Origin of the sequence: Arsukibacterium sp. (assembly GCF_033722355.1) — a bacterium.
GTDB lineage: Bacteria > Pseudomonadota > Gammaproteobacteria > Enterobacterales > Alteromonadaceae > Alishewanella.
In genome coordinates this window covers 1-16,684 of the sequence record NZ_JAWVZF010000016.1, presented here as the reverse complement: position 1 = coordinate 16,684, position 16,684 = coordinate 1, and the positions used below count along the sequence as shown (strand labels likewise).

Here is a 16,684-nt window from a genome sequence, read left to right as displayed (position 1 = left end):
AACGGAATAAAGTTAACTTCATGATTTAGCGCAAGTTTACAAAATAAATACTATCAGGCTCAATTTTGTTGAAAAATTTAAGAACAATTTACCGGCAGCTCTGAAAAAAGTGCAGGCCACCCGACTTAACAAATACTGCGATTGGCGGGTTTAGATAACACTATATGCACCGCACTGGTCGCCCGCTCTCTAAATCCGCCTTCGCAATAACAAAGATAAAAATGCCACAGTCGGATAAAGTTATCGTCGTAACCTAACTGATGCACCGCATCGCGGTGATGCATAAAGTTGTCGCACCATAGCTTCAACGTTCTAGCATAGTCAAAACCAATATCCTGAATTTGCCGGATCACCAAATCAGTTTTGCGACTAACCGCTGTCGCCATCCGGCTGATTGAAGGCAGACAGCCGCCGGGGAAAACATATCGCTTAATAAAATCCACTTCCCGAACATATTGCTGATAACGCTGGTCGACGATAGTAATGGCCTGCAGTACCATTAAACCATCAGGTTTAAGCAAACTGGAACATTTCTGGAAATAGTCATCCAGATAATTGTCACCAACTGCCTCTATCATTTCGATCGACACCAATTTATCGTACTGGCCAGTTAAATCGCGGTAGTCATCAAACAGCAGGGTTATCTGATCCTGCAGCCCTAAAGCGTTAACCCTGGCCTGGGCATAGGCATATTGTTCAGCTGAAATTGTGGTTGTCGTGACTTTGCATCCGTAATGCTGCGCCGCATAGATTGCCATGCCTCCCCAGCCGGTACCAATTTCAATCAGGTGATCATCAGCGGTTAACTGTAATTTGTCACAAATCTGTTTCAGCTTGTGCTGCTGCGCCGTGGCTAAATCAGTTGTCTCGGTCGGAAATACGGCACTCGAATACATCATGCTGTTGTCTAAAAACAAGCTATACATATCGTTACCCAGATCATAGTGCGCCGATATGTTTTTTTTAGCCTGAGTTTTTGTGTTGCTGTTGCGCCAGTTTAATGCCTTGAGAAATGGCCTGCTCAGCCTGGCCCAGGTAGAGTCCATTTTATCCAGCAGCGACAGATTGCGTCCAAAAATGCGAACCAAGGCAGTTAGGTTGTCGCAACGCCAGTAACCTTCGATATAAGCTTCTCCCCCACCCACTGAACCTGCCAGCACCAGTTTCTGATAAAAAGTCGGATCGAGCACCGTTAATGTCACCTTGAGATCACTGCCCGCTTCACCCAACTGATAACGCTGTTCTCCTTCAACCAAAGTGATATCACCCTGCTTAAGCTGCCCTAAAAAAGTCAGGGTAAACTTGCGGCAAAGCCGGTCAAACCAACCCAAATTTGCAAACACCGCCTGATCGGTAAGCGATAAACTCATAACTACTTTTCCCTGGTTTTTGGATGTTGATGGAGCGGCACGCCTTTTAAATAAAGTTTTAACGCCTGCCAGTAGATGCGCCACATTACCTGTACGTTTTGCCATGGATGGCGGATCAAGATCCGCCGACGGCTCGCTCTGGTCAGCTCAAACCGTTTTAAGCTGACCCAGGCACTGAAAACGGCTTGTTGCGCCTGAAGATTAGTAATACTGCAGTACAAGCTGGCAGCCGGTGCTGGAATTTGCCAGCGATATTGCATATCAAGCGGGTTAAATGGCGACACGTGAAACGCTTTATCGTGATGATAAAACCCGGTCTGACTTATATCTGCACTGATTGTCTGCAGATAGTAGTGTCGTTCGTTCCATGGGGTATTACTGACTTCCGCCAGCAGATAACAAAACTGATTATCAACATCATAACAGTAATAGAGTGTCAGCGGACTGAAGTAATAACCCCAGTTTGCCAGTGGTGTCAGTACATACACTTTAGCCAATGGCTTATTGCCACCCAACGCTTTCACTTTATCCTGGACAGCAGTATGTAAATCATTGTGACCGGCAAGGTAATCGCGCCGCCGATAACTGATTGCGCCAAATCCTTCGCAGGTAATTCCCACTGCTGCTAAATGCGTAGTTGTTAACATTGAGCAATCTAACCAGTACGCATTGAGCGAATAAGTAAAACCATGTATCTTCGGCACAAATCGCTTATGGCCAACCTCACCGCAATACACTGCATGCCCGGTTTGCATCAGTATTGGATCCCGAACATCGCAGCGACATCAACCGCACTTCTGGCGCCATCTTCATGAAAGCCGTTATACCAGTATGCGCCGCAAAAATAACTGTTATTCTGGCCGTTAATAACTTTTCGTTGTAACTGAGCAGCCATGGTCATCATGTTGTAAACAGGATGAGCATAGCGATACCGGCCAAGAATTTTATCGCTGGCAATAGCGTTGCTGTTATTCAACGTCACACAAAAAGTTACCGGTGCTTCCAGCCGCTGCAAGATATTCATATTATAGGTTAACGTAGCCCGATGTCGCTCGGCAGCATCTAAGTTATAGTTCCACGAAGCCCATGCCGCACGACGCTCCGGCAGCAATCGGGTATCAGTGTGAAGTACCACTTCATTTTGCTGATAGGCAATAGCGCCTAAAATGGCCTGCTCATCAGCTGTAGCATCACTGCCAAGTAATGCCAGTGCCTGGTCACTGTGGCAGGCAAACACGACTTTATCAAACTGCTCAGTTTCACCATTAGCAAAGTGCAGGGTGACTCCCTGCTCGCGGCGGACAACCGACGCAATGCGCTGAGATAACCGAAGGTTTTGCCTGCCCAGTTTATTTATCAGCGCTTCGACATAGCGTTTCGACCCACCTTTTATTACCGCCCACTGCGGACGGTCTGCAAGATTGAGTAAACCATGATTATTAAAAAACCGCAGAAAAAACCTGACTGGAAATAATGGCATTTCTGTTAAGCCCGCCGACCAGATAGCGGCGCCCATCGGTAACAGATAATTATCGCGCATACCATCGCCAAACCGGTACTTTTGCAGAAACTCTCCCAGTTTCAGGTCTAAATCAGCATGATCTTCAGCGACTAACTGTTTACCAAGTTTATTAAAGCGAACAATATCGACTAACATCCGCCAGAACGATGGTCGGAAAATATTACGTTTCTGAGCAAATAAGCTAGCAAACGTATTACCATTATATTCCAGATTTTGTTCTGTATTTTTAACCGAAAAACTCATTTCGGTATCGAGTTTTTCCACCCCCAGCTCGTTAATAAACTTATTAAATACCGGATAGGTCCAGTTATTAAAAACGATAAAACCCGTATCAATTGCATATGACTTGCCAGCAATTTCGACATCAACAGTTGCGGTATGTCCTCCCAGGTAATCATTTGCCTCAAACAGAGTTACCTGATGTTTCTGCTGTAACAAATACCAGCTTAACATCCCCGATATTCCGCCGCCAATTACTGCTATACGCATTCCCGCTCCCTTAATCAGCTTTTGCCATTCTTTGTTTTACTTGTGTTGTTGCCCAGCCCAGGACCGGTATGTGTCGATAAACTAATTCTGTCAGATCATAGTAATCACGGTGATAGTAAATATGCTGATCATGCCAGCGCAGCTCTGTGCAACCATGAACTTTAATCTCTTTTCCTTTGCCAATGGCCGGATGAGATAATGTCATTATCCAGCTGATAAAACTCAGACTGTCATCATCAGTCTGGCTTACTGGCTCAAATTTGCAATATGCAAGGCGCTGATAAGCATGAGAAAAATATGTCATTAACGCCTGTCTGCCGGTAATCTGATGTACAGGATCGGTAAAAACCACATTCTCAGTATAGATTTCTGCCAGACGGTTTAAGCCATCGTGTGATAATGAATTATAAAACGTAAGAAACGCTGCCAGTTTAGTGTCAGTTTGCTTATTCATCCGACTTTTTAACCTCAGAAAACAGTTCCAGAGTAAGCTTTCGTGCCTCACTATGGTCAACTATGGCAGGCCAGTAGCCTGATGGTGTTGTCTTTCGGTGCGGCCAATGAATTTCTTTATCAGTCAGCCGCGCTAATTCCGGTATATATTTTTTAATAAACTCAGCGTCTGGATCAAAACGTTCGCTTTGAGTCACCGGATTAAAAATCCGGAAATAAGGAGCAGCGTCTGTGCCTGTCGAGGCTGCCCATTGCCAGCCACCATTATTAGCAGCAAATTCTCCGTCAATTAACTGTGACATAAAATACTGCTCCCCCCAACGCCAGTCTATCTGCAAATCTTTTACTAAAAAACTGGCGGTAATCATTCTGAGACGGTTATGCATCCAACCAGTCTGATTCAACTGGCGCATTGCTGCATCAACGATTGGATAACCGGTTTTGCCTTCGCACCAGGCTTTGAACATTGATTTGTCATCTCGCCAGCGAATTGCCGCTGTGTCAGCCTGAAATGGCTTATGCTTAATCAGATCCGGATAAGCAACGAGGATGTGTTTGTAGAATTCACGCCATATCAGTTCAGACAGCCAGACACTGGCACCACTTTTTTCCTGTTCCAAAGCCGCTCCGGCTTCCAGCTGCAGACGATTCACGCACTGCTGGGCTGACAATACCCCACAAGCAAGATAGGCAGACAACCTGGATGTGCCGTCCAGTGCCGGAAAATCCCGTTGTTCATTGTAATCTGCCACCTGTTGCTGACAAAAATTACGTAATTTATCCAGTACCTGTTGTTCTGCCACTGGCCAGTCTGCTGAACTACCATCACCAGCGCGGATGGCCGATAAACCGAGTTGCTTTGCCAGCGGTTCTGCATCAATCAGTTCAGTCGCTTTTGGTCTGGGGAAACAGCGGATTTCCTGTTCATATAAGCGTGATAACCACGTTTTTTTGAACGGAGTAAACACTTTGTAGGTGTCACCGTTTTGCGTAACTATACTACCTGGAGGCATAACACAGAGTCTGTCATACCAGTTCACCGTTATACCATCATCCTGCAATTGTTTGGTGATTACCTTGTCGCGTTGTTGCTCACGCAGCTCATATTCGGTCTGGCCATATAACGTGACCATACCCGCTTGAGCCAGCCCGGCTAAGATGGTGCTGCAGTCCTGATAAGTCTCGGCTTCCAGCGCAAGAAGTGCAATATTTTGTCTGGCAAGCTCAGTTTGCATCTGCAAAACTCTGCGTCGTATTAAGTCTTGCTTTCTGGGTGCCATCTGATGCTGCTGCCAGGTTTTTGGCGTCGCAATATACACAGCGAGTACTGCACTGTCAGCGTTATCATTTGCCGCTGTTGCAGCATAATACAATGCCGCGTTGTCATACGAGCGCAAATCATTACGCAACCAGACTACATGAAGCTGATTTTTTTTTGCCATATCAGGCTCGCAATCCTAATTGTTCCGGGTAAGGGCAGAGGTATCTTTGCGCTGCAACATACTGATTAGGATACTGGCGTAAGTGGTGAGTCAGCAGCGTAAGGGGTGACATTAACGGCAGAAAACCCTGACGGTAACGATGAATTAAATCTGTCAGTTCCTGTTTTTCGGCATAAGTTAACGACTTCTTTAAAAAGCCCTGTAAATGTTGCAGCACATTTGCATGCAGCTTGCGAGTAGCGATGTTTTTTAATGCTTGCATCAGATCGGTCAGATACCTTTGCGATAATTCAGCCATATCAAACAGCCGGGCACTGGCGACCAGTCTGCCTAGTTCCCGGTAGGCTGTGGGGCTGTGCGCCATAATCAAAAATTTGTACCGGCTATGAAAGTTAACCAGCTTGGCAACACTGAATCCATCCTGCATTTGCTGCTGATAGTCGTGGCAGGCGTAAATTCGGGTAATGAAGTTTTCTCTGAGCGCAGGATCAAGCAACCGTCCATCTTCCTCTACCGGCAACCACGGATAGTATTGCATCAATCGGCGGGTAAAGACGCCGACACCGATCTTACCAAGTTGCTGACCTGCATCGTCATACACTCTGACCCGCTCCATACCACAACTTGGCGATTTTGCACACACTATATAGCCGCTCAGCCTTGCCAGTTCAGGTAACAACCGGTCAGTGTAAGTCAGCATCGCTGATGTGTGATCAACAGAAGGGTCGCGGCTCTGAACCAGCGTAATATTGTGTGCTGCATCTCGCTGTAACCGGATTGCCGGACGTGGCACACCCAGACCGATAGCCTGCTCCGGACAAACTGCAACGAATCGCACCAGCGACCTGAGATGTTGCAGACAAAACGTTGAAGCTTTGTGGCCTCCATCAAAGCGAACGGGCTCACCCAGCACACAAGCACTGATACCAATTTGAATAGTCATATGAAAAGCCTGAACATGTAACGCCTTACTATCACTGAGATTACGATCATCCTGAACACTTCATGCAGTGGTGACCTGTTTTGTTTACAGTACAAGCTGATGGGCGGATCAGTTTACCAACAAAAATTCACCATAAAAAAAACGGTAATTACCCGCCAGGTAACTACCGTCTTCTAATAGCTTTAATGTTGCGCTGAACATAACTTACCAGCAAATTACTTTCTCACTGGCTAAAGCCTGCCTGCCAGCTAAACCAGTGTTGAGGTTTGCTGACAAGCATGTATCTTAACGTCAGGCTGATACCTTACTCAGCCTTTGCTGGTACCGGTTTCTACTCTGGATTTCAATTTCTGTCCCGGCCGGAAAGTCACAACACATCGGGCTGAGATAGGAATATCCTCCCCGGTTTTCGGATTGCGGCCAGGCCGTTCATTTTTTACCCGTAAGTCAAAGTTACCAAAGCCAGATAACTTTACCTGTTCGCCCGCTTCCAGCGCGGTCCGGATTTCTTCAAAAAAAGCCTCTACTATCAATTTAGCATCACGTTTACTCACGCCAAACTTGGTAAACAACCGTTCTGCTAAATCAGCTTTGGTAAGCGCCATTCTTAATCCCTCAACGTTGCGTCGAATTCGTCTTTAAGCACGTTAACCACTTGATTGACAACAACTTGGATATCTCTATCCTCAAGCGTACGAGCTTTATCCTGCAAGGTCAGCGCGATAGCGAGCGACTTATAACCGTCTGCTACACCCTGTCCGGTATATACGTCAAACAATTTTAGGTCAACCAATTGATTTACGCCAACTTTTTTTATACTAGCAACAATATCAGCAAAACGCACATCCGATTTCACTACGACAGCCAGATCCCGCCGGTTAGCAGGGTATTTTGAGAGTTCGTCCGCTTCAACAATAGCACGCTGTCCAAGCGCTGCCAGTTCAAGCTCAAATAAATATGCTTTACCTTTTATTGCCAGTTTGCGTTCGGCTTCCGGGTGAAGCGCGCCAAGATAGCCAACCACCCGGCTGCCACGCCTTATCTCAGCAGTTTGTCCCGGGTGCAATGCGCTATGCGTTGCAGGACAGAAACTGATCTCGCTGGTAGCCGATGTCACACTGAGTAATGCTTCAACGTCCCCTTTAACATCAAAAAAGTCGGCAGCACGTTCAGGCATGGCCCAATGTTCATTGCTCAGTGAACCCACAACCAAACCACCAATTACGGCAACCTGCCGGACACCACCCTCTGCGGCGGTATCCGGGATAAATTTAAGGCCATATTCAAACAATCGTAACCTTGATTGCTGCCGGTTCTGGTTATATTGCGCTGTCTGAATTAATCCTGGCCACAAATTGAGTCGCATCGCTGACATATCTGCGGAAATCGGATTAGGCAAAATAAGTGCCTGTTGGTCCGCAAATAATATCTGCTGTACTTTAGGATCAACAAAACTATAGGTTATCGCTTCCTGATAACCGCGGTCCACCAGCAGTTCGCGCATCCGCTGCACACTTAATTCTGCCTCACTGAATTTACGCATGCACAGCGAAGCCTGCGGCGCAACATTCGGAATATTGTTATAACCATATACCCGGGCAATCTCTTCAACCAGATCTTCACTTATCTGAATATCGAATCGGTAACCAGGTACAACGACATCCCATCCCGCAGAAGTATCACTGACCGTCAGGCCCAGCCGGCTCAGAATATCACTCACTTCTGCTTTTGGTATCGGATGACCGAGTAAACGCAAGAGCTTTGCTTCTGTCAGACTGATGTCAGCACATTTTGGCAGGTGCTCAGCGGAAACAGCTTCCACCACAGGACCCGCTTTACCGCCCACTATCTGTAACAGCAACGCTGTAGCACGTTCGATGGCAGTGCGTTGTAATTGTGGATCAACACCACGTTCGTAGCGATGGGAGGCATCAGTATGCAAACCATACTGACGGGCTTTACCGGCAATCGTCAGTGGCGAGAAAAATGCACTTTCCAGAAAAATATCTCTGGTTTTCGTTGTTACTCCACTTGCAAGCCCGCCAAAAATGCCGGCCATTGCCAGCGCCTTCTCACTGTCTGCGATAACTAAGGTATTAGTTTTCAGCTCAACTTCCGTTTCATCGAGCAAAACCAGCTTTTCACCTTCGCGGGCGAAACGTACGTCAATATCCCCTGATAATTCAGCTAAATCGAAAGCATGCATCGGATGGCCTAATTCAAGCAATACATAGTTAGTAACATCGACCACCGGATCAATACTGCGTACACCGCAGCGGCGCAACTTTTCAGTTAACCACAACGGACTGGGCCGGCTCAGATCAACATCTCTGATAACCCGACCAAGATAACGCGGACAACCCTCTGGCGCTGACAATTTAATCGCTCTTTGCTCAGTAATCGCTGGTGCTACCGCTGCTATCTCTGGCTGACAGACTGACAGTTTATTTAAGACGCCGACTTCACGGGCCAGACCTTTAATACCAAGGCAATCAGCCCGGTTTGGTGTTAAATCAACTTCGATCGTATGATCATCCAGCTCCAGATACTGCCGGATATCGATGCCAACCGGTGCATCGTCAGGTAACTCCATAATACCGTCAGAATCATCCGCCATACCCAGCTCAGAAAATGAACACAGCATGCCATTCGATGGCTGGCCACGCAGCTTGGCTTTTTTAATAACAAAATCACCGGGTAATACTGCACCGACCTTAGCAACCGCTACTTTTAAACCTTTGCGGCAGTTTTTTGCGCCACATACAATATCCAGCAACTCAGGCTGGCCGATATTTACCTGGGTTATCTGCAACTTATCCGCATCAGGATGAGGGCTACAGGCAACCACTTCACCGACCACCACGCCGCTGAAAACGCCGGCAACCGGTGCAATACTGTCAACCTCCAGCCCCGCCATCGACAATTGCTCAGATAAGGAGGCAGTATCAATCGCCGGATTAACCCACTGCCGTAACCATGCTTCACTAAATTTCATACCTGGAATACTCCGCTTATCTGAACTGCTTTAAAAAGCGTAAATCGTTTTCAAAAAATGACCTGAGGTCAGTGACGCCGTAGCGGAGCATGGTCAAGCGTTCAACACCCATGCCAAAAGCAAAACCGCTGTATATTTCCGGGTCAATGCCGACTGAACGCAACACGTTCGGATGTACCATGCCACAGCCTAATACTTCCAGCCATTTACCATTTTTGCCCATGACATCAACTTCAGCTGAGGGCTCAGTAAACGGAAAGAACGACGGCCGGAACCGCACTTGTAAATCCTGTTCGAAGAAATTTTGTAAAAAATCATGCAAAATGCCTTTTAGCTCAGTAAAGCTGACATTTTTATCCACCATTAAGCCCTCAACCTGATGAAACATCGGGGTATGAGTTTGGTCATAATCATTCCGGTATACCCGCCCCGGCGAAATAATCCGCAGAGGGGGCTGCTGTTGCTCCATTGTCCTGATTTGTACGCCTGAGGTCTGGGTACGCAACATCAGCTTAGGATTAAAATAAAAGGTATCATGGTCAGCCCGTGCCGGATGATGCTCAGGAATATTTAATGCATCAAAATTATGAAAATCATCTTCGATTTCCGGACCATGCTTCACAGCAAAACCTAATTCAGTGAAAAAACTTTCAATCCGGGCAATGGTCCGGGTCACCGGATGCAGACCACCATCATCAAGTTTCCGGCCCGGTAATGTGACATCAATCTGCTCCTGAGCCAGTTTTGCCGCCAGCTGTGCCTGCTGCAGCAGATCGCGTTTCTGGTTCAGGGCATCCTGCACCTGTTGTTTCAGTTCATTGATTTGCTGGCCGGCAATTTTGCGCTGTTCAGGATCCATCGCCCCGAGAGATTTTAACAGTTCGGTAATACTGCCTTTTTTTCCCATAAAGGTTACACGAACCTCGTCCAGTGCCGCTATGTCTGGCGCCGCAGCAACAGCTTGCAGCGCATTATCTAATATCGCAGTCAGATTCATCTTTGTCCTCAAAGCAGCCAAGATAGTCAGTCAGATTAAAACCGCTAATGATACACCAAAATCTGGGTTAAAACGCAGTAGATGACGGGCTTTTTTAGGCAAAAATAGCAGCAGGGACAACCAGTAACCGTCAGTACGATAAGGTTAAGCGATTAGAGCAGAATAGATTTAATAAACGGAATCGTTAATTTGCGCTGATGAACAATAGAAGCTTTATCAAGCTTATCCAATATCGCAACCAGCGAGCGGATATCACGTTGATAACGGTTAAGTAGAAAACGGGCAACGTCATCACCCAACTCCATACCGCGCTGATACGCTTTTTGCTGTAATAACTTTTGTTTATCGTCATCCGTTAGTAAGCGAAGTTGCAAGCTCTGGCAGGCTTGCAGACGGGATATCAGATCAGCCAGTTTAAAGCCAAGCCTGGCCGGCGTCTGATTAGCGACAATAAATAATGCCTTGCCCTGTTCAACCATCCGGTTATATAAATCAAATACCGCTATCTGCCAACTCAGGTCATCGGCGATAGCCTGAATATTATCTAGACATACCAGATCAAGTTGTTCTAAATCATCCAGTAAACGCGGACTAAGCGCACGATAATCCTGCAACGCCAGCAACTGGCTGGTCAGTCCCTGTTCCTGTGCATAAATGCAAGACGCATACAACAAATGCGACTTACCACTGCCACTGGCACCAAATACATATAACGGTGGTATTTTATCAGGTGCATTCAGGTAACATTTTACAGCACTGACGATCTCAGTCTGGCCTGTCGTATAAAAGCTATCCAGCGTTTCATCGTCAGGCAACGTCACAGCGAGAGTGTATTGCAGTGGCTGCATTTAGCGCCTGATAAACTGATAGCTGACATCGGCCGGTAGTACCGGATTCAGTTCAACGGCGCTATTCAGGTTTTCGCTTCCCGGCACCGTGCGCGGGAACTCACTTTCAGGCTCCGCCAGGACAAGTGCCGGTTGCCACTGCAGCATACCCTTAAGCTGTGGCAATTCGATTTGCAGGTCAACCGCGAACCGGGCTTCACTTTCAGAAAATTCACGTAATGTAACAGCCGCCACACCAAGCACCCGATTCAGCAGGCGCTCAACGGTTAAGACATCCGCCAGGCTTGGTACATTGCTCACCGCCAGCTGATAACTTTTCAGATCGGCACTTAACATCACAGCCTGCTCTGCTGCAAGCTCTGCGCTTAATGCAGCAGTAAAGGCGCTAACCAGCCCACTGAGATCAGCTGCAATCACCTCGTTGCGGAAAATCCGACTCTGGCTTGTTCCGGGCTGCGGGCTCTGGCGTTGCCAGCTCAACCTGAGCAGGGTTTGACCGTTCTGGCTGACGTCGTCTAATGCCAGCGTCATAATCATATCAGGCCGGTAGCGAACACTCGCCTGTGAAATGGGCTGCCAGAATCCAGCCCAGACATCTGTTTCATTCAGCTGCATCAGATCGTCTATATCATACAGCGGTAATGTGACCGGTATACCCGCCTCAGCGAGTTGCTGGCGCAGCAATTTAATCAGTTCATTGTCTTGCTGACGCACAAAAGAGCGGTCCGCGCCTTGTTGCTGAACTATCCACATTAGTATTTCCGGACGGTGTGCTCCCCAGATGGCTACGCCCTGTTGCTGCAATAGCACCTTGATTAAAGCCGAGTCCAGCAGCACTCTTAGTCGGTTATTGCCATTCAGACGAACCGATTCAAATTGTTTAACATATTTACCTGCGTCATTCAGTTCACTGGCAATGGCAGGATACGAAGTGAGATCTGTGATACCGGTTAGCCGGCTGATAACCTGTGCCAACGCATTGCTTTGCCACTGGCGCTGATTCTGCTCCGCACTGACATCGGCAACATATAAATTGTCAATCTCTACAGCGGTCACCCGATGACTCAACAGTATCAGCAAAGTTGCCAGCAACAGCCTTATAGCTTGCATCTGCACTCCTTTATTTCTTGCGTAGCAAATCATCATAGATGGCTAACACAACAAAGCCACCTTACGGTGGCTTTGATGCGTGTTTAATTTAAATTAACGCCAAGCCGGTTGGCTACTTCTTCGTAGGCCTCTACGACACCACCCAGCCCCTGCCGGAACCTGTCTTTATCCAGCTTTTTACGGGTTGCTTTATCCCACAGCCGGCAGCCATCTGGAGAAAATTCGTCACCTAATACAACCTGGCCATTAAATAAGCCAAATTCCAGTTTAAAATCAACTAATAACATTCCGGCATCAGAAAACAAAGCCTGTAGCACCTCATTGGCTTTAAACGTTAACCGTTTCATCTGAGCTAACTGCTCAGCAGTGGCCCAGCCAAATGACTCCGCCAATGATTCATTAACCATTGGATCATGCAGCGCATCGTTTTTCAAAAACAATTCAAAGGTTGGCGGGGTTAACGCTGTACCTTCTGTCACGCCAAGCCGGCGTACCAATGAGCCCGCTGCATAGTTTCGAACCACACATTCAACCGGTATCATCGTCAGCTTTTTAACCAGAACCTCGTCGTCATTTAATAAGGATTCAACCTGCGTTGGTATACCAGCCTGCTCCAGCTTCTGCATAATAAAATAGTTAAATTTATTGTTTATCATGCCTTTACGATCTAACTGCTCAATGCGCTCGCCATCGAACGCAGAAGTGTCATTGCGAAAGTGAAGGATAAGTAAGTTTTCGTCAGTCGTGTTATAAACTGTTTTGGCCTTACCGCGGTACAACTCTGTCGTTTTTTGAACCATTATTCACTCCGATCGCCTGGCGAAAAAATCAGGCGAAAGTATAAAGATCTTTATGCTGTTGGCAAATGACTTTTTCTGTCTTCTGCTTAAAGTTCCACTTTGGCAGCCCGGATGGCAGCGACAAACGGATCATAAGCTGCTACTACCGTCTCAGCCGCTAATGACTTACCCTCTTTCGTTAACAGGTTAATAATTGTTCCGTCACCAGAACGCTGTAAAACAATCTGGTAATCATTGTCAGCTATCGGTAAAACAGGCGGCGCGTCGCGGCCCATCATCGTCGCCCACATACCACGGCTGGGTTTGGTGTAGCTGACATAATAAGTAAACGCAGAACGGTTAATATCATTTACAGTAAAATTAAGTTGCTCGAACACCGGTTCTAATTGTGACCAGGTCACATCTATTGACTGCGGCGTTTTAAATGCCGGTTCACCTGCATTGTTCAAAGCCGGCTCTAAACCAACTTCCGGTATCCGGTCGCGGTTTGCAACTGCAGTGGCAATTTCTGCTATCGCCACCTGATTAATTAATCCATTCAGCAAGGCTACTTCGTGATCGCGGGCCACGGCTTTGCTCAGGGCCGCTTGCTTATCGAAGTAACGATGTTCCTGCAAACTCACTGTCACCACTGCCGTTCTGCCATGCGGTCGTGGCTCAATATCAATAGCATAACGCGCCTCATCTAACTGCTGCTGTTCCTGCCAGAACCAGAAACCTTCAGTGCGATAGCGTTTAATCCAACCTGTTTCAAAACTTAGGCTGGTACTGTCAGTTGGCTTGATATCGATATCCTGCGCACTAAAGAAGTTAATAATCTGCGCTTGTAAAAAAGGCACCAAATCGCCGGTTAAGTCATTCCTTTCAAACATCACTCTGGCCAGCTTTTCAGCCTCGTCCGTTATCCGGCTACTGGAGGCTGTTGCCAGCACCAGCACGGGTGACTTATCTGCCACCTCGGCATTGCCATCAACGATTGGCGGGATATCATACTTGGCAGGCTGTGGGGGGGGCGCCAGATCAGCCGGAATCTCCAGGTTAACTTGCTGACGTTGTACACGGTTGTCGGGGTCATCGTTAAATACGGTGCAACCAGCTAATACAAAGGTCGCCAGCGACAATGTGATACAACTTTTTTTCCAATAATGCACCTGTACTACTCCTGAAAAGGTATTTCTGTTAAAACCTGACGTCAGGCGCCGGGTTAGATTATCTACTTTAGAATTCAGGCCACCAGGCCTGCCTGTTGTAATGCCTGTTCGATTATCTGATGATGAATTGGTTCCAGTTGAGTCAGTGGTAAGCGCATAAAGTCTGACGTCATCACACCCATCCGCTGCAATGCCCACTTGACCGGAATCGGATTGGATTCAATAAACAACTGATGATGCAGCCCCTGCAGGGATTGGTCCAGCTGCTCTGCTTCAGCAAAGTGTCCACTCAGCGCAAGTTTACATAACCGCGACATCTGTGCCGGTGCCACGTTGGCAGTCACCGAAATAACACCATGGCCTCCAGCGCGCATAAAGTTCAGACCGCTTGCATCATCACCACTAAATAACAGAAAGTCGCCCGGGCAGCAGCGTTGTAAATCGCTCAGGCGGGTCAGCGAGCCGGTGGCCTCTTTAATGCCAACAATATTATCTGTCATCGCCAGTTCAGCGACAGTTTCAGGCAACAAGTCAACACCGGTACGACCCGGCACATTATAAAGCAGCACCGGCTTTTGGGTGGCGGCAGCCACCTGCTGATAATGGGCCAGCATACCTTTTTGCATTGGTTTATTATAAAACGGCGTTACGGTCAGAAAGCCATCAATCGCCAGTTTATCAAGCTCGCGGGTGCGCGCTACTCCCTCGGCAGTCGCATTGCTACCATTACCTGCCAGCACCGGGATCTGGCCACTTACCTGGCCAGCCACTCTGGCAATCACATCAGATTGCTCGGACAAACTAATCGTTGCAGCTTCAGCTGTGGTGCCCATGATAACCAGACCATCGGTACCATGTTGCAAATGCAGGTCAACCAGCTGCTCCAGGCCTTTATAATCAATTTCGCCGTCTGGCAGCATAGGGGTGACTAATGCAACAAAACATCCGCTGAACATCACAGTTAAAGGCTCCACAATAAAAACCGCTGTCAATAATTAAGGCGGCCTATGTTAAAGAGTGCGGCAGACAAACACAAGACAGGAAACCGATAATGCCAATAGTTAGCCCCGGTCACCTATGATAAGCTTGGCAGCCTGTTCAGTATCACTTTTAATTCAACATATGTTGGTTGGAGTTTTATGTCACAACAACTCGTCATAACTGCTATAGGTACTGACCGTACAGGCATTGTCAGCAAACTGGCAAGGCTGGTGACGGATTACAATGCCAATATTATCGACAGCCGGATGGCCGTTTTTGGCAATGAATTTACATTCATTATGCTGATTCAGGGAGATCAGGCGGCAATCAGTAAAATTGAATATCTTATTCCCGCGCTGGGTTTAGAACTTGATCTGACCACCATGACCAAACGTACCACTGCCCGGCCCCGTACCCAGGTCGCGGCCCATTATGTACTGGATTACGCCGGACCGGATAAAGTTGGCACGCTCGGCGCCATTACCGGCTTACTGGCCAGTCAGAATATTTACATTGGTTCGTTGCAATCAGCCACGTCTGTCAATGACGATAGCTCGGTGAAGATGCACAGCCAGATGACACTGGAAATTCCTGATGGCGTAAAGCCGGCTGCTATTGAGAGCCAGGTGATGGCTTTACTGGCCGAATTGAACCTTACCGGCACTTTTACTGCCCGGTAAGTCTGACACAGTTAAAGAGATTGATATTTTGATACAGGAGGGACAATGCAGACATTGACAGCGGGCCAGCAGGCACCGGATTTTACGTTACCCGATCAAACTAATCAGCCCGTGAGTTTAAGCAGCTTGCTCAAAGATAACCGCGTTCTGGTGTATTTTTATCCCAAAGCCATGACACCTGGTTGTACCGTTCAAGCCTGTCAGTTGCGGGACAGTCAGCAAAACTTTATCAAACAGGGTGTTACCGTCTTAGGTATCAGTACTGATGCACCACAGCGGCTGGCTAAATTTACAGAGCGCGATCAGTTAAATTTCACCCTGCTAAGCGATGAGGATCATCAGGTTGCCGACCAGTTTGGGGTATGGGGCAGCAAAAAGTTTATGGGCAAGGTTTATGATGGCCTGCACCGGGTAAGCTTTCTGATTAACCGGGATGGCAGTATTGCCCATGTTTTCGATAAATTTAAAACAAAAGACCATCATCAGGTTGTGCTGGACTATCTGGATAATCAGTAAGTAGCTGGATAATGGGTATTTGTCGTGCAGGCTGGCCATTCTGACCTGTCTTTGTATCAATTGGCAGCACAGCGACTAGGATAAGCAAAATTTTACAGGAGATGTTATGAACTGTTATACCAGAATGCTGTTCGCCACTGCTGCGCTGCTTACCCTGAGCAGCGAGCTTGATGCCCGGCAAATCACCGACATTAAATCAGAAAAAGTAGCCTTACAAGTGGAAGTCGTCACCGACGGCCTCGAGCATCCGTGGGGACTGGCATTTGTTCAGGATGGCAGAATGCTGGTAACAGAGCGGGCCGGCAGGTTACGTTACGTTAATAACGATGGCAGCCTCAGTGAGCCAATAGCTGGGCTACCAGACATCGTAGTCGCTGGCCAGGGGGG

At 47.4% G+C, this 16,684-nt stretch carries 17 protein-coding genes; 3 read left to right on the top strand and 14 right to left on the bottom strand.

Annotated elements, in window-relative coordinates:
- Positions 1 to 125 precede the first annotated feature (125 nt).
- The 14 genes from R3177_RS03385 to dapA form a co-directional block, all read right to left on the bottom strand.
- Positions 126 to 1,370: a cyclopropane-fatty-acyl-phospholipid synthase family protein gene (locus tag R3177_RS03385; RefSeq protein WP_318969630.1), complete on the bottom strand. Its 1,245-nt coding sequence runs from the start codon at positions 1,368 to 1,370 to the stop codon at positions 126 to 128.
- Positions 1,371 to 1,372: 2 nt separating this feature from the next.
- Entirely contained in the window at positions 1,373 to 2,125 is a 753-nt protein-coding gene (locus R3177_RS03380; RefSeq protein WP_318969629.1) for a DUF1365 domain-containing protein, read from the bottom strand.
- Complete coding sequence (locus R3177_RS03375; protein WP_318969628.1) at positions 2,125 to 3,381, bottom strand: NAD(P)/FAD-dependent oxidoreductase; 1,257 nt, start codon at positions 3,379 to 3,381, stop codon at positions 2,125 to 2,127. The genes R3177_RS03380 and R3177_RS03375 overlap by 1 nt, the downstream gene beginning before the upstream one ends.
- Positions 3,382 to 3,391: 10 nt before the next feature.
- Positions 3,392 to 3,835, bottom strand: a complete 444-nt coding sequence (locus R3177_RS03370) for a nuclear transport factor 2 family protein (protein WP_318969627.1) — start codon at positions 3,833 to 3,835, stop codon at positions 3,392 to 3,394.
- A complete protein-coding gene (gene phrB / locus R3177_RS03365) occupies positions 3,828 to 5,276 on the bottom strand; it encodes a deoxyribodipyrimidine photo-lyase (RefSeq protein WP_318969626.1) in 1,449 nt (482 codons plus the stop codon). Before phrB ends, R3177_RS03370 begins: the two co-directional genes overlap by 8 nt.
- A gap of 1 nt (position 5,277) precedes the next feature.
- Positions 5,278 to 6,219: a DUF523 and DUF1722 domain-containing protein gene (locus R3177_RS03360; protein WP_318969625.1), complete on the bottom strand. Its 942-nt coding sequence runs from the start codon at positions 6,217 to 6,219 to the stop codon at positions 5,278 to 5,280.
- A 308-nt stretch (positions 6,220 to 6,527) separates the two neighbouring features.
- Positions 6,528 to 6,824, bottom strand: coding sequence for an integration host factor subunit alpha (ihfA, locus tag R3177_RS03355; RefSeq protein WP_318969624.1), 297 nt, complete (start codon positions 6,822 to 6,824; stop codon positions 6,528 to 6,530).
- A 2-nt stretch (positions 6,825 to 6,826) separates the two neighbouring features.
- Positions 6,827 to 9,214 carry a phenylalanine--tRNA ligase subunit beta gene (pheT, locus tag R3177_RS03350; RefSeq protein WP_318969623.1) on the bottom strand — a complete coding sequence of 796 codons (2,388 nt, stop codon included), beginning with the start codon at positions 9,212 to 9,214 and terminating at the stop codon, positions 6,827 to 6,829.
- Positions 9,215 to 9,230: 16 nt separating this feature from the next.
- Positions 9,231 to 10,211 (bottom strand): phenylalanine--tRNA ligase subunit alpha, encoded by a 981-nt coding sequence (pheS, locus tag R3177_RS03345; RefSeq protein ID WP_318969622.1) that lies wholly within the window; start codon positions 10,209 to 10,211, stop codon positions 9,231 to 9,233.
- A 152-nt stretch (positions 10,212 to 10,363) separates the two neighbouring features.
- The gene (gene hda / locus R3177_RS03340; protein ID WP_318969621.1) at positions 10,364 to 11,059 is read right to left on the bottom strand and encodes a DnaA regulatory inactivator Hda; all 696 of its coding nucleotides are present in this window, start codon (positions 11,057 to 11,059) and stop codon (positions 10,364 to 10,366) included.
- Positions 11,060 to 12,169: a DUF2066 domain-containing protein gene (locus R3177_RS03335; protein ID WP_318969620.1), complete on the bottom strand. Its 1,110-nt coding sequence runs from the start codon at positions 12,167 to 12,169 to the stop codon at positions 11,060 to 11,062.
- A gap of 83 nt (positions 12,170 to 12,252) precedes the next feature.
- Positions 12,253 to 12,969: a phosphoribosylaminoimidazolesuccinocarboxamide synthase gene (purC, locus tag R3177_RS03330; protein WP_318969619.1), complete on the bottom strand. Its 717-nt coding sequence runs from the start codon at positions 12,967 to 12,969 to the stop codon at positions 12,253 to 12,255.
- Positions 12,970 to 13,055: 86 nt separating this feature from the next.
- Complete coding sequence (gene bamC / locus R3177_RS03325; RefSeq protein ID WP_318969618.1) at positions 13,056 to 14,120, bottom strand: outer membrane protein assembly factor BamC; 1,065 nt, start codon at positions 14,118 to 14,120, stop codon at positions 13,056 to 13,058.
- Positions 14,121 to 14,194: 74 nt separating this feature from the next.
- Entirely contained in the window at positions 14,195 to 15,076 is an 882-nt protein-coding gene (gene dapA / locus R3177_RS03320; RefSeq protein WP_318969650.1) for a 4-hydroxy-tetrahydrodipicolinate synthase, read from the bottom strand.
- Between the two features lie 183 nt (positions 15,077 to 15,259).
- On the opposite strand from dapA, the gene R3177_RS03315 reads away from it, so the two are divergent.
- The 3 genes from R3177_RS03315 to R3177_RS03305 form a co-directional block, all read left to right on the top strand.
- Entirely contained in the window at positions 15,260 to 15,781 is a 522-nt protein-coding gene (locus R3177_RS03315; protein WP_318969617.1) for a glycine cleavage system protein R, read from the top strand.
- Positions 15,782 to 15,826: 45 nt separating this feature from the next.
- Positions 15,827 to 16,297, top strand: a complete 471-nt coding sequence (gene bcp / locus R3177_RS03310) for a thioredoxin-dependent thiol peroxidase (protein ID WP_318969616.1) — start codon at positions 15,827 to 15,829, stop codon at positions 16,295 to 16,297.
- 106 nt (positions 16,298 to 16,403) lie between these two features.
- The coding region (locus R3177_RS03305) for a PQQ-dependent sugar dehydrogenase (protein ID WP_318969615.1) at positions 16,404 to 16,684 on the top strand (281 nt) is incomplete at its 3' end.